The following is a 22,888-nucleotide window of genomic DNA, read 5'->3' on the forward strand; positions in this document are numbered from 1 at the left end:
GCGGGGGTGGGGGTCAGCTGCGGATCTCGGCTCCGTGCTCCCTGCGGGCCGCAGCCACCGCGTTCTCACGGGCCTGGGAAGCCTCGTCCGCGGTGAGAGTACGGTCTGGGGCACGGAAGCGCAGCGCGACGGCCACAGACTTCTTCCCCTGGGGGATCCCGGTGCCCGCGTACACGTCGAAGACCTCGGCGGTCTCGAGCAGCTCGCCGGCACCGCGGCGCACTGTGGCCAGCAGCTCCGCGGCGGGGACGTCCGCGTCCACCACGAGGGCCACGTCCTGGGTGGCCGCGGGATAGCCCGAGATGGTCTCCGCCGTGACGGCCGCGGACTCGTGGTCGAGCAGGGCCGAGAGGTCCAGCTCCACGGCGCACGTTCGCTCAGGCAGGCCCTGGGCGGCCACGAGCTGGGGGTGCAGCTCACCGGCCACACCGATGTCCACACCGTCGGAGGTGCTCAGCCGCGCCGTGCGCCCCGGGTGGAACGCGTGGTGGGAGCCCTGCGCGACCGTCAGCTCCACGCCCACGGCACGCGCCGCGAGCTCGGCGACGTCCAGGGCGTCCTGCCAGTCCAGTGCGCGGGGGGTGACCCACGGACCGGCGGGCGCGTCGTTGCCGGCCAGCACGGCCGCGAGCTTGCGCGGCTGGTCGGGCACGGCCGCATTGAGGCGTTCCAGCTCCTGGTCCCCGGGACGCACGCCCAGCGGGGGCACGGGCTGGGTGTCCGCGACGACGCCGTCGGCCAGGAACACGTGGCCAATCTCGTACAGCGCAAGGTCACGGAAGCCCCGGGAATGGTTGCGCTTGAGGACCTCCACGAGCCCGGGCAGGACGCTCGCCCGCAGCATGGGCTGGGCCTCGCTGATGGGGTTCGCGAGCTTCACGGAGGGCACGTGCTCGCCCGTGGGGCTGGCCCACAGGTCGTTGTCCGCCTGCGAGACGAACGGGTAGCTCAGCACCTCGGTGAGCCCAGCGGCAGCGAGCGTGGTGGCCACGCGTCGTCGGGCGGCCTGCGAGCGCGTGAAGCCGCGGCCGGGAGGAGCCACCGGGAGGCGTTCCGGGATCCGGTCGTAGCCGTCCAGGCGCGCGACCTCCTCGACGAGGTCCTCCTTATCGAGCAGATCCGGGCGCCACGACGGAGGGACCACGGTCCAGCCGTCCGCGGTCTCCGTGACCTCGGCGCCGATGGCCACGAGGCTGCGCTCGACGACCTCCGGAGAGTAGTCCACTCCAACGCGCGCCGCAGGGTAGCCCGCGGGCAGCTCGATCGCGGCGGGGCGGTCCGTGTGGTCCACGTCCGTGACCCGCCCGGTGTCGGTGCCGCCGGCCAGCTCCACGAGGAGGTCGACGACGCGCTGGGCGGCCACCGGAGCAAGCTGCGGGTCCACGCCGCGCTCGTAGCGCTTGGACGCCTCCGAGGGCAGCTTGTGGCGGCGGGCGGTGCGGGCCACCGAGACCTCGTCGAAGCGGGCAGCCTCGACGAGCACTCGGGTGGTGGAGTCCCCCACTTCAGTGCTCGCGCCGCCCATGACCCCGGCGAGTCCCACGGGCCCGGACTCGTCCGTGATCACGAGGTCACCGGCGTCGAGCTCGCGCGCCTTCCCGTCCAGCGTGGTGAGCCTCTCCCCCGCACTGGCGCGGCGGACGGTGATCCCGCCTTGCAGCGTGTCCGCGTCGTAGGTGTGGATGGGCTGGCCGTACTCGAGCATCACGTAGTTGGACACATCCACCGGCAAGCTCACGGAGCGGACGCCCGCAAGCCGCAGGCGCGAGACGAGCCACGGCGGCGTGGGGACGGTCGGGTCGATGCCCTCGACCACCCGGACCGCGAAACGGTTGCAGCCGGCGCGGCCGTGGATGGGAGCGTCGTCGGCAATCGTCACGGGGAAGCCGTCCGCGGTGGGCTTCGGCACGCTCGGCGCGAGCTCCGCCACGGGATCCGTGAACGGTGCGCGCACCGCATGGCAGTACTCGCGGGCGATCCCGCGGATCGAGAACGCGTACCCGCGGTCCGGGGTCACGTTGACCTCCGCCGCCGAGTCGTAGAGACCCAGCAGCTCCAGGGCGTCGGAGCCGATCTCGGGGTCCAGCCCGATCCGCGAGAGCACCAGGATGCCGTCGTGGTCGTCGCCAATGCCGAGCTCGCGCACGGAGGCGATCATGCCTGCCGAGATGTGGCCGTAGGTCTTACGCGCGGAGATCCGGAAGTCGCCCGGCAGCACCGCACCAGGAAGGGCGACGACCACCTTGTCACCCACCGAGAAGTTGTGGGCACCGCAGATGATTCCCTGGACGCCCGAGGGGTCGATGCCCTTGCCCGTCAGCGTCTGCTCATGGCCCTCCGGCACCACGCGCACGGAGCACCAGTTCACGGTCTTGCCGTTGGAGTGGGTCTCCGGCTCCATGGAGAGCACCTGGCCCACCACGATCGGACCGGAGAGGGAGTCGGAGGGACGGTGGACGTCCTCCTCCTCAAGACCCACCTTCACGAGGGTGGCCAGGACGTCCTCCGCGGTCGCGTCCTCGGGAACGGGCGCGTACTCGCGCAGCCATGACAAAGGAACTCGCATTGCTCTAGATCTCCATCCCGAAGTGTTCGCTGAAACGGACGTCGCCCTCGACCATGTCGTGCATGTCCGGGACGTTGTTGCGGAACATCAGGGTCCGCTCGATGCCCATGCCGAACGCGAATCCTGAGTAGCGCTCGGGGTCGATCCCCGCGGCCCGCAGCACGTTGGGGTGCATCATGCCGCAGCCACCCCACTCGATCCACCGCGGTCCGCCCTTGGCGGTGGGGTGCCACACGTCCAGCTCCGCGGAGGGCTCCGTGAAGGGGAAGTAGTTGGGGCGCAGCCGGATCGCTGCCTCCGGGCCGAACATGGTGCGCGCGAAGTGGGTGAGGGTGCCCTTCAGGTCCGCCATCGACAGCCCCTCGTCCACCGCGATGCCCTCCACCTGGTGGAAGACCGGGGTGTGCGTGGCGTCCAGCTCGTCCGTGCGGTAGGTCTTGCCCGGGCACACCACGTACACCGGCAGCTCGCGCTCCAGCAGGGAGCGCATCTGTACCGGCGAGGTGTGGGTGCGCAGCACGAGGTGCGAGGACGGCGGATCCACGAAGAACGTGTCCTGCAGCTGACGTGCGGGGTGGTCCGGTTTGAAGTTCAGGGAGTCGAAGTTGAACCACTCGTGCTCGAGTTCCGGGCCCTCCGCGACCTCCCAGCCCATGCCCACGAAGATGTCCCCGATGTGCTCCATGAGCGTGTTCAGGGGGTGGCGCCCGCCAAGCCGACGACGTCGCGTGGCCGCGGTGACGTCCACCGCCTCCTCCACGAGGATCCGGGCGTCCCGCTCCTCCTCGAGTTCCGTGGTGCGCGCGGCGACCGCCTTGTTGACGCGGCCGCGGGCCTGGCCCACGAGCTTGCCCGCGGCGGCCTTCGCCGACTTGTCGAGCCCGCCGATGGCACGGTTGGCGAGCGCCAGCGGGGACTTCTCCCCCGCGTGGCGCAGCCGGACGGTCTTGAGCTCTGCGAGGTCGGCGGCGGTCTGGATCTCGCTCAGCGCCTGCTCGACGGCGGCGGCGACCCCGGCCTCGTCGGTGGGGTCCACCGCGGCGGACGGTGTGGTCTCGGACATGGCTTCTCGCGTTCCTGCTCTCGCGGACGGGGTGGGCCCGTTCCCGGGTGCTCGGCAGCCGCGGGGTACGGGTGGGGCCCGCCGCCTCGGCGGACGGGCACGGTCAGTCTAGTGGATGCGGGCACCGCCGCCCGCGAGGCCCACGGGCCCGACGACGTCGCCGTCCGGGCCGCCCGCCGGGCTCAGCCCTGCTCGACGCTGCGTCCAGGGCCCTGCGGAGTGGCGTGCGCGGAGCCCTGCCGGGAGCTGTCCCCGGAGCCCCTCCGGGAGACGTGCCCGGTGTGCCAGTGCGGCGGGTGGAAGAACGCCGCGGCGAGCCCGCCCAGGAGCAGCACGGCCACCGGCAGCAGCAGCGACTGCGTCATGGCGAGGGAGAACGCATCCTGCAGCGGTGCCGGAAGACCGCCCGCGGTGCTGGCCGCTCCGAGCTCGCCGGCTCCCGCGCCGGCCGGGAGGTTCGCCGCAAGCCGGGACTGCATCAGCACGGCCACCACGGCCGAGCCGATCGCCGCAGCCACCTGTCGGGTGGCGTTGAAGACACCTGAACCGGCACCTGCCACCTCCGGGCCCAGATCCGCCGTGGCGGTCAGGGACACCGGGGACCAGATCATGGCGCTGCCCAGCCCGATCACGAGCGTCAGCGCCGCGAGCAGCGGCACCGGGGTCCCGGGGCGCAGCGCGAACGCGTAGACCGCCAAGCCGGCCGCCATCACGAGCATCCCGGGCAGGGCGAGACTGCGGGGGGCCACCCGCGTCAGGGCGCGGCCCACGACCGGGGCCAGGAACGCCGAGAGCAGCGACATGGGCGCGTAGCTCAGTGCCGCCACGGTGGGGTTCAGTCCGCGCACCACCTGCAGGTACAGCATCGCCGGGATGATCATGGAGTTCACGGTCAGGCTCACCGCCGCCATCGCGATGTTCGCCAGCGAGAAGTTGCGGTCCCGGAACAGGCCCAGCGGCACCAGAGGCTCGGCGGGGGTGAACCGCTGCCACACCACGAACGCCCCCAGCACGGCGAGCCCCGAGCCGATGAGCAGCCACACCGTGATGGGACCCACCACGGTTCCCCAGTCGTAGGTCTCCCCCTCCTGGATGCCGAAGACCACCAGGAACAGGCCCGTTCCGGAGAGCAGCACCCCGGGGACGTCGAACGAGTGGGAGCGCACCGGCAGCTTCGGCAGGCGTGTCCACGCGCGCCACAGGGCGAAGATCCCCACGGGCACGTTGACCCAGAAGATCCAGCGCCACCCCGCGAGGTCCACGAGCACCCCGCCGAGCAGTGGCCCCACCAGCGTGGCCACGCCCGCGGTGGCACCCCAGATCCCAAGGGCAGCACCGCGGCTGCGCGCTGGGAACATCCGCGTGATGATCGTCATGGTCTGCGGCGTCATCAGCGCCGCTCCGAGGCCCTGCACCACGCGCGCGAGCACGAGCCCTGAGATGTCCTGCGACAGGCCGCACCACAGGGACGCGGCCGTGAAGATGCCGAGGCCCCACAGGTACACGGTGCGCGGGCCCACCCGGTCCCCCAGCCGCCCGGTGATCAGTAGCGGCACGGCGTAGGCGAGCAGGTACCCGCTCGTGACCCACAGGACCCCGGAGATGTCGGTGCCCAGCCCGGCGGTGATGGCGGGTATGGCAGTGGAGACGATCGTCGCGTCCACCAGGATCATGAAGAAGCCGAGCACCATGGCCCACAGGGCACCCCACGCCCGGTGGTCGGCCTCCGGGGAGGTCGACGCGGATCCGTCCGCGCCACCACCCGTGGGGGTCGACGACGCCGCACTTGCCACCGTGTTGCCCGCACCGAGACCCCCGGTGGTTCCGGTGTCCCCGGGCCGGTTCTCGGCGGCGACGGTCCCACCAACGGCCTCGGGACCGGTGGCGTTCTGCCTGACGCCGTTCCGTTCCGCGCGGTGCCGGCCCCGCGGCCGGTGCCCCCGGTCCTCGGCACGGTCGGACGAGGGGTCTGTCATGCTCACTCCGTTCGCAGCATCTCCAGCAGCGCTGCCACGATGGGCAGGTCTGCGGGGATCCACGGTAGTCCGAGAATCTGCGCGGGGTCCGCGAGGGGCAGCCATCGCACCTCCAGGTGGTCCCCACTCGGGAACACGGGGGTTCCGGGGCCCGCGTGCACGTCCTGACTCGTGGGCTCATCCTGGTCCGTGGGCGCGCCGACGGGGTCCGGAACCGCAGACCCCAAGCTCCCGCCGTTGTCCACGACGGCGGTGAAGACGCGCATCACGGCCGTTCCGGCGAGTGGCCAGCCGTCCGGTGCGGGAGGCGTGACCTCGTCCAGGAGGCGGATCCGCAGGTCGAGCTCTTCGCGACATTCCCTCACGAGAGCGTCGAGGGCGGACTCACCCGGTTCCTGCTTGCCCCCGGGGAACTCCCACAGGCCGCGCAGCTCGGCCGGATAGGCGCGTTGCGCCGCGAGCACGTGGGTCGGCCGACGGGCCGCGTCGAGGAGGGCTGCGCCCACGACGCGTGTGCCACGGCCGGCCGCCGCCGCCGGCCATACTGCCGTGGCGTCCGGGTCCTCTGGATCCGGGGTGCCACTCACGCTGCGGCCCCCGGGAAGGGCCCAGCCGCGGCTCGGCGCTGTGCACGGGCCGAGGCGTAGAGGCAGACGGTGGCGGCGGTGCCCACGTTGAGGGACTCCGCGCGCCCGTGCAGCGGCACGGCGACGGCGGCGTCGGCCAGGCCGCGCTCGTGCGCGCCCAGGCCCTGCGCCTCGTTGCCGAAGAGCCAGGCGGTCGGCTGCTCCAGCTGGACGGGTGAGGCGGACGAGGTCTCGAAGCCGGCGTGGCGCAGCAGCGCGGCGTCCGCCAGCTCGTCGACGGTCGTGTCCGCGCGGCCGTCCGCGGCCAGAACGGTCACTCCGGCGGTGTGCGCCGCGGCGGTGAAGGAGTCGAGGTCCAGTCCCGTGAGCACCGGGACGTGGAAGAGGGAGCCCGCGCTGGAGCGGACGGCCTTGGGGTTGAACGGATCCACGCTACCCGTGGTGAACGCCACGATCTGCGCCCCGGCGGCATCCGCGGCCCGCACCACCGTGCCGGCGTTGCCGGGGTCCTGGACGCGCACGAGGACGCACGTGAGATCGGGGAAGGCGGGGTACGGCGTCGTCGTCCCCTCCGGAAGCCGGCACACGGCCAGCATGCCCTGGGGCGTGACCGCGTCGGTCATCGCGGAGAGCACCTCCGGCGTCACCGCGCGAACGAACACGCCACCGCGGGAGTCGAGCTGCTCGAGGTCTGCGGCAATCCCCGGGTGCCGGGACAGCTCCTCGAGGGTCACGTAGACAGCATCGAGGGCGGGAAGCGCAGGCCCAGACCCGCCCGTCTCCTGAGAGCCCGACGGCGAGTGGAACGCAGCTTCGTGGCCCGGAACCGCATCATTGCTCGCCACGAGCGCGAGACGCACGGCCTCACGCACGTTCTGCGGGCCCTCAGCCCGGAAAAGGCCGCGCCTGGAACGCGTCGAGCGCCTGGTCAGCGCGGCCACGTCCTTCACCCGATCGGCTCGGGGATTGGACAGCAGCCGGTTGTCCAGGCGCTCGACGAACGTCACGAGAGTGCTCAGGCGGCGGCGCGCGGCGCGGAGGTGTCCTCCGGCAGGGCGTCCTTGGCCACCTGGACCAGGGCCGCGAAGGCGGTCTCGTCGTTGACGGCCAGCTCGGCCAGCATGCGGCGGTCCACCTCGACCTCAGCGGCCTTCAGGCCCTGGATGAGGCGGTTGTAGGTCAGGCCGTTGGCGCGGGACGCGGCGTTGATGCGCTGGATCCACAGCCGGCGGAAGTCACCCTTCTTCTTCCGGCGGTCGTTGTACGAGTAGGTGTACGAGTGGAGCATCTGCTCCTTGGCCTTGCGGTACAGGCGCGAACGCTGTCCGCGGTAGCCCGACGCCTTCTCGAGGACTTCCCGACGCTTCTTGTGAGCATTGACTGCCCGCTTCACACGTGCCACGTGTGTACTCCTAACGGTTCGGTTCCGGCCCGAGCCGGAACATGTCTACCCGCCGCGCTGCCGCGGCGAACTGCTGAGGGGACGAAAGAGGGCCTATTTGCCCAGCATCCGCTTGATGACCTTGGCCTCGCCCGGGGTGGAGACGATCTGGTCGCTCGCGAGACGGCGGGTCAGGCGGGAGGACTTGTGCTCCAGGTAGTGGCGGCGGTTCGCCTGCTGGCGCTTGACCTTGCCCGAACCGGTCAGCTTGAAACGCTTCTTGGTCCCGCTGTGGGTCTTCATCTTCGGCATGGTGGCCGTCTCCTTCTCCATCGGCCGGTGTCACACACCGGCGGGCCGCGGCACGGGGCCGCGGCCATGCTGATGCCGGGCGATCACACGCCCGACGCTGTCAATCCTTGTGCGGCGCTACTTCTTGGCCGGACCGGGCTTGCCGGCACCCGGCTTGGGAGCACCCGGCTTCGGGGCCGCGGGCTTCGCAGCAGCGCTCGGCTTGCTCGCCGCCGGCTTGGCCGACGCGGCGGGCTTTGCAGCGGCGGCAGGCTTCGCCGACGCCGCAGGCTTGCTCGCAGCGGGCTCGGTCTTGGCCTCAGCCGCCGGCTTGGCAGCCTTCTCCTCGGCCGCGGGCTCCACGACGGTCTCCGTCGTCTCGCTCGCCGGCGCCACGGTGGCCTTGACCTCGTCCTCGGCCGCCACGGGGGCGGACTCCACGGGTGCCTCGTGGGCAGCCGTCTGGGGAGCCTCGGTCTGCGCGGCAGGCTTCTCCTCGGCAGGGGCCGACGCCGCCCGGCGCAGTTCCTCGGGGAATGCGTCCCCGATGGACTGGGTCACCGACTCCGCGGAGGAGGTGTCCACACGCTGCTCGCGCTCGTTGTCCGCCTTGGACTTCTCACGCTGCTGCTGCTTGCGGGCCTCGGCACGGGCCTCCGCCTTGTTCTTCAGCGGGCCGATCACCATGACCATGTTGCGGCCGTCCACGCGGGGCGTGGTCTCCACCGCGCCGACGTCCGCGACGTCGTCCGCGAGACGCTGCAGCAAGCGGACACCCATCTCGGGGCGCTGCTGCTCACGGCCGCGGAACTGGATCATGGCCTTGACCTTGTCCCCCGCGGAGAGGAAGCGCTTGGCGTGGCCCACCTTGGTCTCGTAGTCGTGCGTGTCGATCTTCAGACGGAAACGCACTTCCTTGAGCACCGTGTTGGCCTGGTTCTTGCGGGACTCACGGGCCTTGACCGCGGCTTCGTACTTGTACTTGCCGAAGTCCATGAGCTTGGCCACCGGGGGCTTGGCATTCGGGGCGACCTCGACCAGATCGAGATCCGATTCACGGGCCAGCCGCAGGGCGTCCTGGACGCGCACAATGCCGACCTGCTCGCCGCCAGGTCCGACCAGACGGACTTCCGGGACACGGATTCTGTCATTGATACGTGGATCGCTAATGCCAAGCTCCTAGGATTGTGGGTTGTCCCGCTGTCGGGTCCTCGACCGCAACGAAAAAACCTCCGCTGCGGCACGCGCGAGCGGAGGTAAAAACCACACTGTGGACCGATGAGTCGGGCACTCTTCCCGGACTTACCGGGAAGTGCTCGTTCGGTCACGAACCCGAGCACCTGTCGCTCCTCGATCTCTCGTGGAGCAGTCGGTGACGGGTGGGAGTCGTCTCCGCTTGCACACTGTCGTCCATGATAGCGCACCGGCACCCCTCTCGGCCAGCCTGGGCCGAGAGGGGTGCCGGGAGCGGGCCTGGCTGGACGCGGAGGCGGAGGAGGGCCCGTGGTCGACGTCGGGCGGGCCGTGCGCCGTCGCCGCCCCCTGTCTCCACGGCGGCGCTGTTCTACAGTGGGACGCATGTCCGACGCACCGCGCTCCGAGCGCTACGAATTCACCGACAACCCCGGCACCCCTCCCGCCGACCACAAGCACCCCCCCGCCGAGACCCTCGGCCTCCCCGATGACACGGTGGACGCGGTCCAGGGGCAGATGCGCGACATTGCGGAGGTTCCCGCGGTGGAGGTCATCACCACCGCCGCAGTGCACCTCATGAGTGCCGCCGCCGTGAAGTGCGGCCTGGCCGCGGACGAGCACGCCGAGGAGCTCAAAGACCTCGACGAGGCGCGCAAGCTCATCACGGCGCTGGCCGGCTTCGTCACGGCCGCCGCTCCGGAGATCGGCTCGCAGCACGCGGGACCCCTGCGTGACGGACTGAAGTCCCTGCAGCTGGCCTTCCGCGAGGCCTCCCCGTTCCCGGACGCGCCGGGCGCGGGCCCGGGCGAGAAGTTCACCGGCCCCGTCTACAGCTGACAACTGCTGCGGTCGCAACGCCGGGCACACCCTGCACGCGAACGGCCCACGACCACGCCGGTCGTGGGCCGTTCTTGCCGTGCGGGCAGCACATCAGGAGATGAGACGAAGCTCCACCGAGTCCACGGCGTCCGCCATGACCTGCTCCGCGGCGAGCCGCTGCTGGTAGCGCTCCACAGCGGCCCGAACCTCGTGCTGGGACATGCCCGCACGCAGCTGCAGGGTCACGGTCAGTTCCGGGCCCTCGCCCCCGCCCGTGAGAGGGGTGCCGTCCGCGCGGAGCGCGGCGACACCGCGCCCCGGCCCGGCGAGGGCGGCCTGCACACCGTCGATGCCAAGGCCGGCGCGCACCACGGCGTCGTCCACCGCGAAGTCACGGTAGGACGGCGTCCATTCCTGGCCCTGTGCGACAGCCCACAGTGCCGGTCGGCGCACGACGAACGCCGGATCCGTTCCGGGATCGATCACGAGCATCGAGGAACCGTCCTGCACCGCGGACAGTGCTGCGCGGCGGATCTCCACGGCCACGGGACGGGCCTGCGCGTTCCAGGCCTGCAGCGCCGCCGTCGAGGTGAAGACGGGCAGCGCGGCGCGGCCGTCCGAGGCCGTGAGGCTCACGAGGGCCATGTCCGCCTCCTTGTCGGAGACCAGCCCGCCCTCGGTGATGTGGGACTGCGAGACCCGCGCCACGATGGGTACGAAGACGCGCGCGGATCCGAGGGCCGCCACGAGGTCCTGCTCACCCAGCCGCCCCTCGCGCCAGGCGGAGAGTGCGCGCTCCAGCCTCAGGTCCGCGGTACCGGGATCCTCGGAGAACTGGTGGGTGTGGCTGGTCCCCTCCCCCAGGTTCCGACCCTCCCAGATCTGTCCACCGGTGTCCGTGGCACCGCCCGCCGACCGCAGCTGGGCGGCGATGTGCGGAGGCAGGGGGCGGGCCTCCGGGGTCTCAGGCACCGGGGCGACCGGCGACTGCGAGGGCCTCGGAGAGCGTGAACCTTCCCGCGTAGAGGGCCTTGCCCACGATGGCTCCCTCGACTCCCGTGGCCACGAGCTCGCGCAGGGCCGCGATGTCCTCGAGCGAGGAGATGCCGCCGGAGGCCACCACGGGCTTGTCGGTGCGCCGCGCCACCTCCGCGAGCAGCTCGGTGTTCGGGCCCCGCAGGGTGCCGTCCTTGGTGACATCCGTGACCACGTAGCGAGCGCAGCCGTCCGCCTCGAGCCGGTCCAGGACCTCCCAGAGGTCCCCACCGTCACGGGTCCAGCCACGGGCCGCGAGCGTGCTGCCGCGAACGTCCAGACCCACGGCGATCAGGTCCCCGTGCTCCGCGATCACCCGGCGGGTCCACTCCGGGTTCTCCAGGGCCGCGGTGCCGAGGTTGATGCGCGCAGGCCGCAGGGAGAGGACCCGCTCGAGGGACTCGTCGTCCCGGATGCCGCCGGACATCTCGATCTTCAGGTGCAGGTTCTCCGCGACGCGCCGTAGCACCTCGATGTTGTCGCCGCGACCGAACGCGGCGTCCAGGTCCACCAGGTGAAGCCATTCGGCCCCGGCATCCTGCCACGAGCGCGCCGCCTCCAGCGGATCTCCGTATCCCGTCTCGGAACCGGCTTCGCCCTGGACGAGGCGTACGGCCTGCCCTCCCTGGACGTCCACCGCCGGCAGCAGCTCGAGGCGGGGTTCGGTGGTCTCGGTCATGTCTCTCCTCGCGTCAGCGCCGGGTGGCGCGCTCAGGGTGTCGGTGGGTGTCCGGGGGCGTCTGGGCCGTGGGGCCTCACACGCTCACGGACCACGAGTACGCTCCGTAGCCGATGAGCGCCGCGGCGATGACCGCGATCAGGATCACCGACCACAGGGGTTTGCGCTGCTGGTGGAACGAGATGGCGCCTCCCACGAAGAACGCCCCCGCCACGAGCACCAGGAGTGAGGGTGTCACGGGGTGACCTCCGCTCCGGTGGCGGGCATGCGCCCCTGCATGCGGCCGGTGCGCGGGAGCGTGGCGAGCCAGTTGCGCAGCAGCGCGAGGCCCGCGCGAGAGGACTTCTCGGGGTGGAACTGGGTGGCGCTCAGCGGACCGTTCTCCACCGCGGCCACGAATGGGGTTCCGTGCTTGGCCCACGTGACGGCCGGCGGGGACATCTGCTCGATGCTCTGGTCGAACGCCCAGTCCTGCACCCCGTAGGAGTGCACGAAGTAGAACCTCTCGTCCTCCAGGCCGCGGAACAGCACGGAACCCTCCGGGGGCTGCACCGTGTTCCAGCCCATGTGGGGAACGACGGGAGCAGCCAGCCGCTCGACCGTGCCCGGCCACTGGCCCAGCCCCTCGGACTCGCGTCCATGCTCCACACCGCGTTCGAACATGACCTGCAGCCCCACGCAGATGCCCAGGACCGGGCGGCCCCCGCTGAGACGGCGGTCGATCAGACGCGGCGCGTCCACGGCGCGCAGCCCGGACATGACCGCCTCGAAGGCACCCACGCCCGGGACGAGCAGACCGTCCGCGTCCGCGACGTCGCGCGGGTCCGCGCTGAGCTTCACGCGCGCCCCGGCCGCCTCGAGCGCCCGGACCGCGGAGCGGACGTTGCCCGCCCCGTAGTCCAGCACGACGACGTCGGGGGCGTCACGCACCCCGGTGTCCACCCCGCTCACAGTGACCCCTTCGTGGATGGGATGGAGCCTGCCATGCGCGGATCCAGCTCCACAGCCTCGCGCAGCGCCCGCGCCAGGGCCTTGAACTGGGCCTCGACGATGTGGTGCGGGTCCCGGCCGCGGAGGAGCTCCACGTGCAGGCACAGCTGTGCGTGGTGGGCCAGCGACTCGAAGACGTGACGGGTCATGGACCCGGTGAAGTGCCCGCCGATCAGGTGGTACTGCTGCCCCTCCGGCTCCCCGAGGTGCACCGTGTATGGACGCCCGGAGACGTCCACCACCGCGGAGGCCAGGGCCTCGTCCAGCGGCACGGTGGCCTGCCCGTAGCGGCGGATCCCGCGCTTGTTCCCGAGAGCCTCGCGCAGCGCCTCTCCGAGCACGATCGCCGTGTCCTCCACCGTGTGGTGGACGTCGATGTCCGTGTCACCGTGCGCCTGGACGTCCAGGTCGATCAGGGAGTGCTTGGACAGGGCGGTGAGCATGTGGTCGTAGAACGGGACGGTCGTCTCGATCCGCGACGTCCCCGTGCCGTCCAGGTTGACGCTCACGCGCACCGTGGACTCACTCGTCACGCGCTCCACGCTGGCGGTTCGCTGCTTCTCGGCTGCGCTCATGTGCTGCGTTGACTCCTTGGTGTTCGTGTCCCGCGACCCTTCACGGGACCGTTCCATTCTAGGCGGGCCCCCGACCGGCTGAACCGCGCCGACGGTACTGCGTCGTGGGCCGGATGGACACCGTCCCCTCGTCCAGCACCGGGCCAGTCGCGCCAGGTCAGCCCCAGGTGACTGCTGGCCTCGTGCCGCCCGGCCCGGGCGCCTCGTCAGTGGACGGACAGGTAGTCCTCCACGGCCTCGAGGAACGCGGTAGTCTCTGCCTCCGTGCCGGCCGTGACGCGCAGGTGGCCGGGAATGCCGACGTCGCGCACCAGGACGCCCCGGTCCAAGAGCGCCTGCCACATGTCGTGGGCGTCCCCGTGGCACGCGAAAAAGACGAAGTTGGAGTCCGACTCCGCCGGGGTCAGGCCCATGCGCTTGAGCTCGTCCACGATCCGGTCCCGCTGCATCTTGACGTCCTCCACCGTGGCCAGGAGCGTCTCGTGGTGAGCCAGCGCCGCCAGTGCCGTCGCCTGGGTGACGCTCGAGAGGTGGTAGGGCAGGCGCACGAGCCGCATGGCATCAGCGACCTCGCGGGCCGCTGCGAAGTACCCCAGCCTGGCGCCGGCCAGCGCAAAGGCCTTGCTCATGGTGCGGGTCACGATCAGTCGGGGCCGGCCCTCCAGCAGGGTCAGGGCGGACGGCGTGCCGAAGCGTGCGAACTCTGCGTACGCCTCGTCCACGACCACCACGGTGTTGGCGTCCTCCCCCGCCTCGTACACGGCACGGACCACGTCCAGGCCCAGGGCGGTACCCGTGGGGTTGTTCGGCGAGCACAGGAAGACGACGTCCGGTGCGTGGGTCCGCACCTGCTGCGCGGCCGACTCTGCAGAGAGCGAGAAGTCCTCGGCGCGACTCCCCGCGGTGAACTCCGTGCCGGTACCGAGGGCCAGCAGGGGGTACATGGAGTACGTGGGGACGAAGCTCAACACGGAGCGGCCCTGGCCCCCGAACGCCTGGAGGATCTGCTGCAGGATCTCGTTCGAGCCGTTGGCCGCCCAGAGGTTGTCCTCGGTGAGACCGTGGCCCAGGTAGTTTGCGAGTGCGCGGCGCAGGTCCGTGAAGTCGCGGTCCGGATACCGGTTCAGGGACACGGCCGTCTCGTGCACGCGCCTCGTGATGGCCTCCACGACGTCGTCCGGCACGGGATGCGTGTTCTCGTTCGTGTTCAGCGCGACCGCGACCTGCAGCTGGGGAGCCCCGTACGGGGACATTCCGCGCAGGTCGTCGCGCAGCGGAAGGGAGTCGAGGGGTGCGGCGGGATTGTTCACCGCCCCAGTCTATGAACTTCTCCGGGGAAGTTCTTCGAGGACGTTCTCCATGCGGTTACGAGTTGCCGGCCACCGGGGCAAACCGGCGGCAACTGCTCCGATCCGGGTCCCCGGGCCCCGGAGGGCATCAGCGGGCCGGCACCTCGAGGACCTGTCCGGCCATGAGCGAGGGCGAGGAGAGCCCGTTGAGCTCCGCGATGTCACTCATGACCTCGCGGGTGTCGCGCTGGGGCTCCGAGGAGGCAGCGATCTCCCACAGCGTCTGGTTCGCCTGCACGGTGACGCTGCGGGTGACGGGTTCCGCCACGCTGTCAGTGGAGGCCTTGACGGTGGCCGGGAGGAGGAACACCGCAGCCACCACGAGAAGCGCCGCGGCACCGGTGACGAACGGGAGCCCCATCAGCAGGAAGCGCCCTCGGCGGGTGAGGTGAACGCCGGACCCGGCACTCCCGCTCGCCCCCTCCGGGCGGCGCCCGCGGGCACTCGCTCCGGCTGCGCGCACGGTGCTCGCCCCGCGGGTGGCCGCCGGAGCGGCGACCGTGGCCGCGCGACGGGCGGCGCGGGAGAGGCGGGACACGGGTGCGGCGGCACCGCGACGTAGGGACCTCGGCATGATGAGTGCGGTCACGACAACCTCCTGGTGATCGGGGCGGCGCCACCTCCCGGCGGCGGTGTTCGAATCCTGTACTGCGTTCGTAGAACACACCTTCGAATGACAGGTTTCAGTTCTAGCACGGATGTACGAACACTGTCGAGGCTGTTTTCGAACACATATTTGAATCGGCGGCCTTTCGCGGGTTAAGCTCGAGGTCACACAGCAGTCAGTCGACCCCACATCTCCGACACGCATAAGCGCCCCAGCGCCGCGCCGTCCCCCTGGGACACCACCGCACCGCGTGACACGGCGAAAGGACCCGCACGTGAGCACTTCTTCCCCGGATCGCCGCGCGGCAGAGACCCGCGCGCGTTCGCTCACCCCGCGGCAGGCCAGGATCCTGGCCGCCGTCCAGCGCTCCATCGCCTCACGGGGCTACCCGCCGTCCATGAGGGAGATCGGGGACATCGTGGGTCTGGCCTCCCTCTCCAGCGTCACGCACCAGCTCGGCCAGCTCGAGAAGTGGGGGTACCTCCGCCGCGATCCGCGCCGCCCGCGCGCCATGGAGGTGCTCCGTCCGCTCAGCGCCGAGGAGCTGAACCGCCACCTGGGGGCCGAGCAGGATGCTCCCGAGGCCCGCGGGGAGATGGCCGGCCGTCTTCCGTCCCCGTCCGTCCACACGATCGGAGACCTCCCCTCCGCGGACGAGTCCTCCGCCATGGTCTCCGTACCCCTCGTGGGACGCATCGCCGCCGGTGGGCCCATCACGGCCGAGCAGTCGGTCGAGGACGTCTTCTCCCTCCCGCGTCAGTTCGTGGGTCACGGCCAGCTGTTCATGCTGAAGGTCTCCGGCGACTCCATGATCGACGCCGCCATCTGCGACGGCGACTGGGTGGTCGTCCGCCAGCAGAACTCGGCGGAGAACGGCGACGTCGTGGCTGCCCTGCTCGACGACGAGGCCACTGTCAAGACATTCCGCCAGCGCGACGGGCACACCTGGCTGCTGCCGCAGAACACGCGCTACGAGCCGATCCTCGGCGACCACGCCACAGTGATGGGCAAGGTCGTCTCCGTCTTCCGCGCCCTGTAGTCCGGCCCGGGACCAGCCACCCCACCGCGTCACCGCCACGGGGGCACCCACCCACACGTGGGATCGCAGCAGCATCGGCGCGCAGCCACCCTGCGTCGTCGTCACCCAGACCGCGGTGGCACCCGCGTGCCCTCCAGTGGTTCCGTCAGGGCGAGGCAGCGTCGGCGTTGCCGGTACCCGCCTCGACCCGCCACACAGCCAGGTCCAGCCCGGGGGCTCCGTCAGGAGGCATCGAGGCGCTTCAGCGCGCCGAGCACCATCTGCCGGTCCGTCGTGCGCCACAGGGGAGGCAGCGAACGGGTCAGGAAGGATCCGTACCGGGCCGTGGCCAGGCGGGAGTCCAGCACGGCGACGACGCCGCGGTCCCCGCTCGAGCGGATCAGCCGACCGGCACCCTGGGCGAGCCGCACCGCGGCGTGGGACGCGGAGACCGTCATGAACCCGTTACCTCCCGCCCGCTCCGTGGCACGCGTGCGCGCGGTGCCCAGCGGATCATCGGGGCGGGGAAACGGGATCCGGTCGATCACCACGAGCCGACAGGAGTGCCCGGGAACGTCGACCCCCTGCCACAAGCTCATGGTGCCGAAGAGACTTGCCGCGGGGTCGTCCGTGAACTCCTTGACGAGCGAGGGCAGGGAGGCGTCCCCCTGGCACAGGATGGGCAGCTCCGTGCGTTCTCGCAGCGCCTCGGCAGCGTCCTCAGCGGCGCGGCGGGAGGAGAAGAGTCCGAGCGCCCCTCCGCCGGACGCCTCGAGGAGTTCCAGCAGCTCGTCGAGCTGCTCGTCCGATACTCCGCGCCCCGGTTTCGCCAGGTGCTTCGCCACGTAGAGGATGCCCTGGCTGCGGTAGTCGAAGGGGCTGCCGACGTCCACGCCGCGCCACTTCGGTGCCCCGGGGCCCTGCAGCCCGAGAGATCCGGCGACGGAGGCGAAGGAGGAGCCCACGGCCAGCGTGGCGGAAGTCAGGACCACTGTGCGACCGTCGAACAGCCCCTCCCGCAGGGGCCCGGCCACGCTGAGGGGTGCAATGTTGAGGGTGGCGGGCTCCCCCGGGCCGGCCCCTTCGTAGCCGGCTCCGGGACTCCACCTGCCCACCCTGGAGATCCACAGGACGTCCCTGGTGGTGTCCGCGCCCAGCATCCGCTCGGCGGTGTCGAGCAGCTCGGAGAGCCGCGATCGCGCGGCGTGCCGCCCGGCGTCCTCTCCCTTGCTCTCCCCCTTGGTCTCGCTCAGCCCCGTGCGGGCGGCGTCCTGGACTCCCCGCACCGCGTAGACCTGCTCCTCGGTGAAACCGCGGGGCAGCAGCCCGGACTGCTCGTCCTCGAAGGCACGGTCGAAGGCCTCGGCGGCGCGCTCAAGCGCTTCGCCGGAGGCGGCCGTGTGCTTGCGCACACCGGTTCCCGCCGCGCGCACGGCCGCCGCGGACAACGACGCCGTCACGGCTCCCGTGACACGGTCGCGCAGCTCGTGCGCCTCGTCCACGATCACGACGTCGTGCTCGGGCAGCACCGCGAGTCCCTCGAAGGCGTTGATCGCGAGCAGCGCGTGGTTGGTGATCACCACGTCCGCCTCTCCCGCCTGGGCCCGCGCCCGCTCGGCAAAGCACTCCTCCACCAGGGGGCACTTGCGCCCCAGGCACTCCTTCGCGGTGACCGAGACCTGGCGCCACGCGGCGTCCGAGACACCGGGCTGGACATCGTCCCGGTCACCGGTCTCGGTGGACCCGACCCACTCCCGCAGCCGCACCACCTGCTGGGCGAGCCCACCAAGGGGACGCTCCGCCCCGGAGCCGGCACCGCCGGTGGCCGTGCCGGGCACGGAGAACAGCGCGGCGTCGTCATCCTCCGGGTAGCCGCCCTCCACCTTGTGCAAGCACGCGTAGTTGGAACGACCCTTGAGCAGGGCCACGGTCGGGCGTTCGTCGAGCTCGTGCTCGAGGGCGTCCAGCAGACGGGGGACGTCGCGGCCGGTGATCTGGGACTGGAGGGCGAGCGTGGCGGTGGCAACGACTACGGGCTTGTCCGCGTTCCGGGCGTGGCGCAACGCCGGCACGAGGTACGCGAGGGACTTGCCCGTGCCCGTGCCGGCCTGCACCAGCAGGTGCCTGCGGGTCTCCAGCGCCTCGGCGACCTTCGCGGCCATGAAGCGCTGCCCTTCCCGCCGCTGGCCTCCCAGGGCGGCGACGGCGGCGTCCAGCAATTCGAGGGCGTCCGCACCCCCGGGCAGGGACTCCGGGCGGACGTCCGAGATGTCCGCCCCGGTCTCGTCGATGAACACGGAGGTCATGCGCCGGCAGGATCCTCCGCGCCCGGGACCAGGTAGGGCTCGAGGTCCGCCACGAGGTCCTCGCGCACCCGCACGTGCAGCCGGGTGCCGTCCTCCGTGTGCTCGGTGCGCAGGATCTCGGCGTCCTGGGCGTGCAGCCGTGAGACGACCTCCCCGTGAACGTAGGGCACCATCAGCTCCAGCTCGTGGTCCGGGCGCGGGATGGCGGCCGCGATCAGGCGCTGCAGCTCCTCGACCCCCTCTCCCGTGCGAGCGGAGACGGCCACCGAGGGGTTCTCGTGGTTGCGCAGACGCGCGAGGACCACGGGATCCGCGACGTCCGCCTTGTTCAGCGCCACGATCTCGGGGATGCTGTTCGCCCCCACGTCCGTGAGAACGTCACGCACTGCCTTGAGCTGGCCCTCGGGGTCCGGGTGAGAGGCGTCCACCACGTGCACGATCACGTCCGCATCCGCTACCTCCTCCAGTGTGGAGCGGAACGCCTCGACCAGCTGCGTGGGCAGCGAGCGCACGAAGCCCACCGTGTCCGCGAGGGTGTAGCCGATACCGTCAGGGGTCTCGGCCTTGCGCACGGTGGGGTCCAGCGTGGCGAACAGCGCGTTCTCCACGAGTACCCCGGCGTCCGTGAGCCGGTTCAGGAGGGAGGACTTCCCCGCGTTGGTGTAGCCGGCGATGGCCACGGAAGGAACGGAATTGCGCTTACGGTTCAACCGCTTGGTCTCGCGGGCCGGCTTCATTCCCGCGATCTCGCGGCGCAACTTGGCCATGCGCTGACGGATGCGACGGCGGTCCAGCTCGATCTTGGTCTCACCGGGGCCGCGGCTGCCGATGCCCTCGCCGGACGCGGCACGGCCACCGGCCTGGCGCGAGAGGGAGTCGCCCCAGCCGCGCAGGCGGGGAAGCATGTACTCGAGCTGCGCGAGCTCGACCTGCGCCTTGCCCTCCTTGGACTTCGCGTGCTGCGCGAAGATGTCCAGGATGAGTCCGGTGCGGTCGATGACCTTGACCTTGACCACGTCCTCCAGAGCACGGCGCTGGGACGGGGCGAGCTCAGCGTCCACGACCACGGTATCCGCTCCCGTGGCGGCCACGACATCCTTGAGCTCGAGTGCCTTGCCCGAGCCGAGGTACGTGCCGGGGTCAGGGTTCACGCGGCGCTGCAGCAGGCCGTCCATGACCTCGGAGCCGGCGGTCTCCGCCAGGGCGGCGAGTTCCCGCAGGGAGTTCTCGGCGTCCGCCAGGGTGCCGCTCGAGAAAACGCCGGCAAGAACCACGCGCTCCAGGCGCAGCTGGCGGTACTCGACCTCGGTGACGTCCTCGAGCTCCGTGGACAACCCCGCGACGCGGCGCAGGGCGTGACGCTCCGCGAGGTCCTGCTGCTCGCCGTCGCCGACGCCGTGGTGCTCGTTCTCCGCGGCCAGCTCTCGGGCGCGCCCCAGGTGCTCGCGGCTGGTGCGGGCCCCGCTCTCTGTCACGGCGACGTCACCGTCGGCCGGATGGGAGCCGGCTGCGGCCAGGGGGGCCTCGGCGCGGCTGCGTGCGCGGGCCAGAACCCTCGAGACGACGTCCTCGAGCTGCGGGCCGGTCAGGTCACCGGGCTGCGCGGAGTCCTGCGGCGCGGCGTCCCGGTGGGTGTGAGATTCAGTCATGTATTCCTGTGTTCGGAAGGGGTGGTCAGTGCTGACAGTCTAGCGCCGGGCACCGACACACCCCGGGCGGGCACTACCATATGGAGCCATGACCCCCGAGCCCGCCGCGCAGCACTACTTCGTTTCCGACCCGGCCGTGGCGCAGAAGCCGCGCCGGATCACAGCGGAGCTGAGGGGACGCACCGTGGAGGTAGGCACCGACGCGGGAGTCTTCTCCCCCGGGGCGCTGGACAAGGGAACGGCGGCGCTGCTGCGCAACGTCCCGGATCCCCAGGGGCGATCCTTCCTCGACATCGGTTGCGGCTGGGGCCCACTGACCATCGCGCTGGCCCAGGCCGACCCGGAGGCGAGCGTCACGGCCGTGGACGTCAACGAGCGTAGCCTCGCCCTGACCGCGGCCAACGCGCAGGGACTGGGCCTCACGGGCGTGCAGACCTTCCTTCCCGAGGACGTCCCCGCAGAGCTGACCTTCGACACCATCTGGTCCAACCCGCCCATCCGGGTGGGCAAGGATGCCCTGCACCAGATCCTCTCCCAGTGGCTGCCCCGGCTCGCTCCCGGCGGCACCGCGTGGCTCGTGGTGCAGAAGAACCTCGGCGGGGACACTCTCCAGCGCTGGTTGCGGGAAACCCTGCCGGAGGATTTCCACGTGCGCCGCGCGGCCACGGACAAGGGCTTCCGGATCATTGCGGTGGAAAGGGACTGACCCCGCGCGGCCTGGCCCCACGTGTGCGGTCAGGAGCAGGCGATGGCGCGCGGTGCGTCCGGGCCCTGGCGTGGTCCCGTGCGGGCAGGTGGGTGGGTGGGCAGCAAGTACAGCCACCCACCGGACCGCGGCACGCACGGCCAAGGAACGCCCGGCGACGCCGCGCGGCCACCCCGCGCCTCACACAAGTTCGGCGGTGGCCACCACTCGCACCGGGCCGGCCAGCACCACGTGCTCCGTGCCGTCCGGGGCCGGGACGAAGGTGACCGAGAGCACTCCCCCGGGAACCCGCACGAACCAGCGGTCCGGTGAGTCCTGCCCGCCCCAGAAGCGCGTGGCGGCCGCGGCGGCGCACGCACCCGTGCCGCACGAATAGGTCTCCCCGACCCCGCGCTCGTGCACGCGCATCTCGATGCGGCCCACGGCGTCGTCGTCGTGCTCCAGGGGCACCACGAACTCCACGTTCGTGCCGTCTCCCGGCGCCGGGTCCACGACCGGCGCAGTGTGCAGGTCCAGGGCGTCCAGCTTCTCTCCCTCGGACAGCGCGACGACCGTGTGCGGGTTGCCCATGCTCAGCGAGATCCCCGGGCGCTGGACTGTGAGGCCCGAGACCGAGACCAGACAGTCGGAACCACGCTCACGAGCGGCGTCACCGTGCTCGAAGCTCCAGGGACCCATGTCCACCGCGTACCCGTCCGCGGTGCGCGCGACGCTGCGGACGCCCGCCCGGGTGCCGATCCGAAGCCGGGCTCCGCGTGGCAGGGTGACGAGGCCCTCCCGCACCAGATGGTCCACGAAGACGCGCACGCCGTTGCCGCACATCTGCGCGACCGAGCCGTCCCCGTTGCGGTAGTCCATGAACCACTCGACGTTCGGCGGCCGCTCGGCGAGCCGACGGCCCTCCGGCACGTGCTCGGCACGCACGGCACGGATGAGGCCGTCCCCGCCGAGTCCCAGGTGCCGGTCGCACACCGCGGCCACCGTGTCCGCAGAGACGTCCAGCGAGCCGTCCAGGTCCGTGAAGACCACGAAGTCGTTGCCCGTGCCGTGCGCCTTGCTGACGCGCACTCCCGCCAGTTCCCGCCAGTGCGCGGCGCCGCCCGTTGCCTCACTTGTTTCCGTCATGCCCGTCATCCTACTGACCGTGCAGCACGGCCCGCGCGGTCCGCGAGCTCGTCCACCCCGCCGGGGGTGGCGGCGTCGAGCCAGTGGACCCGCGAGTCGGCGCCGAACCACGTGCGCTGCCGCTTGGTGAACCGGCGCGTCGCCACCACGGTCTGCTCGCGCGCCTGCTCGAGGTCGAGGGTGCCGTCCAGCACGGCCAGCAGCTGCGGATACCCCAGGGCCCTGCCCGCTGTAGGGCTCTCCCGCAGCCCCCGTGCCTCCAGGGCACGCACCTCCTCCAGCCAGCCGCGCTCGAGCATGACGTCCACACGGCGGGCCAGGCGCTCGGCGAGCACCTCCCGGTCCATGCCCAGGCCCACCTGGACGGTGGGCCGCACGTAGTGCCGACGCGGCATGAAGGACGTGAACGGTCGGCCCGTGAGCTCGTGGACCTCGAGCGCCCGGACCAGCCGCCGCTCGTCCTTGACCCGAGCGGCAGACTCCGGGTCCACGGCGGCCAGCCGTTCCAGCAGGGGTGCCCGCCCGTGCCGGGCCAGCTCCGCCTCGAGACGCGCACGGATGCCGGCGTCAGTGCCGGGGAACTCGATGTCGTCGAGCACCGCGCGGACGTAGAGACCGGAACCTCCCACGAGGACCGGCACGCGGCCCCGGCCGACAATCTCCGTGATGGCACGGCGGGCCTCACGCTGGAACGCGGCGACGGAGGCCTCCTCGTGGATCTCCAGGACGTCCAGCAGATGGTGCGGCACCCCGCCCCGTTCCTCGGGCGGGAGCTTGGCCGTGCCGATGTCCATTCCCCGGTAGAGCTGCAGGGCGTCCGCATTGACGACCTCCCCGTCCAGCCGGTGGGCCAGGGCAATGCCGAGGTCCGACTTCCCTGTGCCGGTGGGACCCACGACGGCTACGAGCGGCGGGCCGTCCGGGCCTCGTCCTGGCGCATCCGGCTGCTTCACGACGTCGGGGCCCGCCTGT

22 protein-coding genes are annotated in these 22,888 nt (G+C 71.5%); 3 read left to right on the plus strand and 19 right to left on the minus strand.

Annotation, left to right across the window (positions count from 1 at the left end; translation table 11 throughout):
• Window positions 1-13: 13 nt before the first annotated feature.
• From pheT to infC, 8 genes are all read right to left on the minus strand, one after another.
• A complete protein-coding gene (pheT, locus tag ABD264_RS09995; protein WP_344205870.1) occupies window positions 14-2,566 on the minus strand; it encodes a phenylalanine--tRNA ligase subunit beta in 2,553 nt (850 codons plus the stop codon).
• A 4-nt stretch (window positions 2,567-2,570) separates the two neighbouring features.
• Window positions 2,571-3,629 carry a phenylalanine--tRNA ligase subunit alpha gene (pheS, locus tag ABD264_RS10000; protein ID WP_144942235.1) on the minus strand — a complete coding sequence of 353 codons (1,059 nt, stop codon included), beginning with the start codon at window positions 3,627-3,629 and terminating at the stop codon, window positions 2,571-2,573.
• A gap of 182 nt (window positions 3,630-3,811) precedes the next feature.
• The gene (locus tag ABD264_RS10005) at window positions 3,812-5,320 is read right to left on the minus strand and encodes an MDR family MFS transporter (RefSeq protein ID WP_425554327.1); all 1,509 of its coding nucleotides are present in this window, start codon (window positions 5,318-5,320) and stop codon (window positions 3,812-3,814) included.
• Between the two features lie 287 nt (window positions 5,321-5,607).
• Window positions 5,608-6,111, minus strand: a complete 504-nt coding sequence (locus ABD264_RS10010; protein ID WP_344205873.1) for a (deoxy)nucleoside triphosphate pyrophosphohydrolase — start codon at window positions 6,109-6,111, stop codon at window positions 5,608-5,610.
• A 77-nt stretch (window positions 6,112-6,188) separates the two neighbouring features.
• Window positions 6,189-7,199, minus strand: coding sequence for a TrmH family RNA methyltransferase (locus ABD264_RS10015; RefSeq protein WP_344205874.1), 1,011 nt, complete (start codon window positions 7,197-7,199; stop codon window positions 6,189-6,191).
• 8 nt (window positions 7,200-7,207) lie between these two features.
• Entirely contained in the window at window positions 7,208-7,594 is a 387-nt protein-coding gene (rplT, locus tag ABD264_RS10020; RefSeq protein WP_055085659.1) for a 50S ribosomal protein L20, read from the minus strand.
• 93 nt (window positions 7,595-7,687) lie between these two features.
• Window positions 7,688-7,885, minus strand: coding sequence for a 50S ribosomal protein L35 (gene rpmI / locus ABD264_RS10025; protein WP_055085669.1), 198 nt, complete (start codon window positions 7,883-7,885; stop codon window positions 7,688-7,690).
• A gap of 117 nt (window positions 7,886-8,002) precedes the next feature.
• The gene (gene infC, locus ABD264_RS10030) at window positions 8,003-9,034 is read right to left on the minus strand and encodes a translation initiation factor IF-3 (RefSeq protein WP_344206047.1); all 1,032 of its coding nucleotides are present in this window, start codon (window positions 9,032-9,034) and stop codon (window positions 8,003-8,005) included.
• 408 nt (window positions 9,035-9,442) lie between these two features.
• Here infC and ABD264_RS10035 point away from each other — a divergent pair, with 408 nt between their 5' ends.
• Entirely contained in the window at window positions 9,443-9,895 is a 453-nt protein-coding gene (locus ABD264_RS10035; RefSeq protein WP_144942240.1) for a DUF1844 domain-containing protein, read from the plus strand.
• Between the two features lie 93 nt (window positions 9,896-9,988).
• Here the strand turns inward: ABD264_RS10035 and ABD264_RS10040 are convergent, their stop codons facing one another.
• The 7 genes from ABD264_RS10040 to ABD264_RS10070 form a co-directional block, all read right to left on the minus strand.
• Window positions 9,989-10,849: an SseB family protein gene (locus ABD264_RS10040; RefSeq protein ID WP_344205876.1), complete on the minus strand. Its 861-nt coding sequence runs from the start codon at window positions 10,847-10,849 to the stop codon at window positions 9,989-9,991.
• Window positions 10,842-11,591: a bifunctional 1-(5-phosphoribosyl)-5-((5-phosphoribosylamino)methylideneamino)imidazole-4-carboxamide isomerase/phosphoribosylanthranilate isomerase PriA gene (priA, locus tag ABD264_RS10045; protein ID WP_144942242.1), complete on the minus strand. Its 750-nt coding sequence runs from the start codon at window positions 11,589-11,591 to the stop codon at window positions 10,842-10,844. Before priA ends, ABD264_RS10040 begins: the two co-directional genes overlap by 8 nt.
• Before the next feature lie 76 nt (window positions 11,592-11,667).
• Complete coding sequence (locus ABD264_RS10050) at window positions 11,668-11,829, minus strand: hypothetical protein (RefSeq protein ID WP_186366700.1); 162 nt, start codon at window positions 11,827-11,829, stop codon at window positions 11,668-11,670.
• A complete protein-coding gene (hisH, locus tag ABD264_RS10055) occupies window positions 11,826-12,542 on the minus strand; it encodes an imidazole glycerol phosphate synthase subunit HisH (RefSeq protein ID WP_425554323.1) in 717 nt (238 codons plus the stop codon). The genes ABD264_RS10050 and hisH overlap by 4 nt, the downstream gene beginning before the upstream one ends.
• Window positions 12,539-13,156, minus strand: coding sequence for an imidazoleglycerol-phosphate dehydratase HisB (gene hisB, locus ABD264_RS10060; protein WP_144942244.1), 618 nt, complete (start codon window positions 13,154-13,156; stop codon window positions 12,539-12,541). Before hisB ends, hisH begins: the two co-directional genes overlap by 4 nt.
• Before the next feature lie 206 nt (window positions 13,157-13,362).
• Window positions 13,363-14,466, minus strand: coding sequence for a histidinol-phosphate transaminase (locus tag ABD264_RS10065; RefSeq protein ID WP_344205879.1), 1,104 nt, complete (start codon window positions 14,464-14,466; stop codon window positions 13,363-13,365).
• A gap of 127 nt (window positions 14,467-14,593) precedes the next feature.
• Window positions 14,594-15,094, minus strand: a complete 501-nt coding sequence (locus tag ABD264_RS10070) for a LysM peptidoglycan-binding domain-containing protein (RefSeq protein WP_244944759.1) — start codon at window positions 15,092-15,094, stop codon at window positions 14,594-14,596.
• Window positions 15,095-15,386: 292 nt separating this feature from the next.
• Between ABD264_RS10070 and lexA the strand changes: the two genes are divergently transcribed.
• Window positions 15,387-16,151, plus strand: coding sequence for a transcriptional repressor LexA (gene lexA, locus ABD264_RS10075; RefSeq protein ID WP_144942246.1), 765 nt, complete (start codon window positions 15,387-15,389; stop codon window positions 16,149-16,151).
• Between the two features lie 221 nt (window positions 16,152-16,372).
• Here the strand turns inward: lexA and ABD264_RS10080 are convergent, their stop codons facing one another.
• Window positions 16,373-18,436 (minus strand): ATP-dependent DNA helicase, encoded by a 2,064-nt coding sequence (locus ABD264_RS10080; RefSeq protein WP_344205882.1) that lies wholly within the window; start codon window positions 18,434-18,436, stop codon window positions 16,373-16,375.
• The gene (hflX, locus tag ABD264_RS10085; RefSeq protein ID WP_144942248.1) at window positions 18,433-20,085 is read right to left on the minus strand and encodes a GTPase HflX; all 1,653 of its coding nucleotides are present in this window, start codon (window positions 20,083-20,085) and stop codon (window positions 18,433-18,435) included. The genes ABD264_RS10080 and hflX overlap by 4 nt, the downstream gene beginning before the upstream one ends.
• An 88-nt stretch (window positions 20,086-20,173) precedes the next feature.
• On the opposite strand from hflX, the gene ABD264_RS10090 reads away from it, so the two are divergent.
• The gene (locus ABD264_RS10090) at window positions 20,174-20,791 is read left to right on the plus strand and encodes a class I SAM-dependent methyltransferase (RefSeq protein ID WP_144942249.1); all 618 of its coding nucleotides are present in this window, start codon (window positions 20,174-20,176) and stop codon (window positions 20,789-20,791) included.
• A 180-nt stretch (window positions 20,792-20,971) separates the two neighbouring features.
• On the opposite strand, the gene dapF is transcribed toward ABD264_RS10090, so the two are convergent.
• Both dapF and miaA read right to left on the minus strand, forming a co-directional pair.
• Complete coding sequence (gene dapF / locus ABD264_RS10095; protein ID WP_344205885.1) at window positions 20,972-21,916, minus strand: diaminopimelate epimerase; 945 nt, start codon at window positions 21,914-21,916, stop codon at window positions 20,972-20,974.
• Between the two features lie 5 nt (window positions 21,917-21,921).
• Window positions 21,922-22,869 carry a tRNA (adenosine(37)-N6)-dimethylallyltransferase MiaA gene (miaA, locus tag ABD264_RS10100; RefSeq protein WP_144942443.1) on the minus strand — a complete coding sequence of 316 codons (948 nt, stop codon included), beginning with the start codon at window positions 22,867-22,869 and terminating at the stop codon, window positions 21,922-21,924.
• Window positions 22,870-22,888: the final 19 nt, after the last annotated feature.

Source organism: Kocuria salsicia (assembly GCF_039532055.1).
Taxonomy (GTDB): domain Bacteria; phylum Actinomycetota; class Actinomycetes; order Actinomycetales; family Micrococcaceae; genus Kocuria; species Kocuria salsicia.

Bases quoted from the DNA above. Each gene is read 5' to 3' on its own strand.
- pheS (WP_144942235.1), bottom strand. From the start codon at position 3,629: ATGTCCGAGACCACACCGTCCGCCGCGGTGGACCCCACCGACGAGGCC.
- rpmI (WP_055085669.1), bottom strand. From the start codon at position 7,885: ATGCCGAAGATGAAGACCCACAGCGGGACCAAGAAGCGTTTCAAGCTG.
- hisB (WP_144942244.1), bottom strand. From the start codon at position 13,156: ATGAGCGCAGCCGAGAAGCAGCGAACCGCCAGCGTGGAGCGCGTGACG.
- ABD264_RS10035 (WP_144942240.1), top strand. From the start codon at position 9,443: ATGTCCGACGCACCGCGCTCCGAGCGCTACGAATTCACCGACAACCCC.
- pheT (WP_344205870.1), bottom strand. From the start codon at position 2,566: ATGCGAGTTCCTTTGTCATGGCTGCGCGAGTACGCGCCCGTTCCCGAG.
- ABD264_RS10090 (WP_144942249.1), top strand. From the start codon at position 20,174: ATGACCCCCGAGCCCGCCGCGCAGCACTACTTCGTTTCCGACCCGGCC.
- ABD264_RS10080 (WP_344205882.1), bottom strand. From the start codon at position 18,436: ATGACCTCCGTGTTCATCGACGAGACCGGGGCGGACATCTCGGACGTC.
- priA (WP_144942242.1), bottom strand. From the start codon at position 11,591: ATGACCGAGACCACCGAACCCCGCCTCGAGCTGCTGCCGGCGGTGGAC.
- hflX (WP_144942248.1), bottom strand. From the start codon at position 20,085: ATGACTGAATCTCACACCCACCGGGACGCCGCGCCGCAGGACTCCGCG.
- dapF (WP_344205885.1), bottom strand. From the start codon at position 21,916: ATGACGGAAACAAGTGAGGCAACGGGCGGCGCCGCGCACTGGCGGGAA.
- ABD264_RS10005 (WP_425554327.1), bottom strand. From the start codon at position 5,320: ATGGTGCTCGGCTTCTTCATGATCCTGGTGGACGCGACGATCGTCTCC.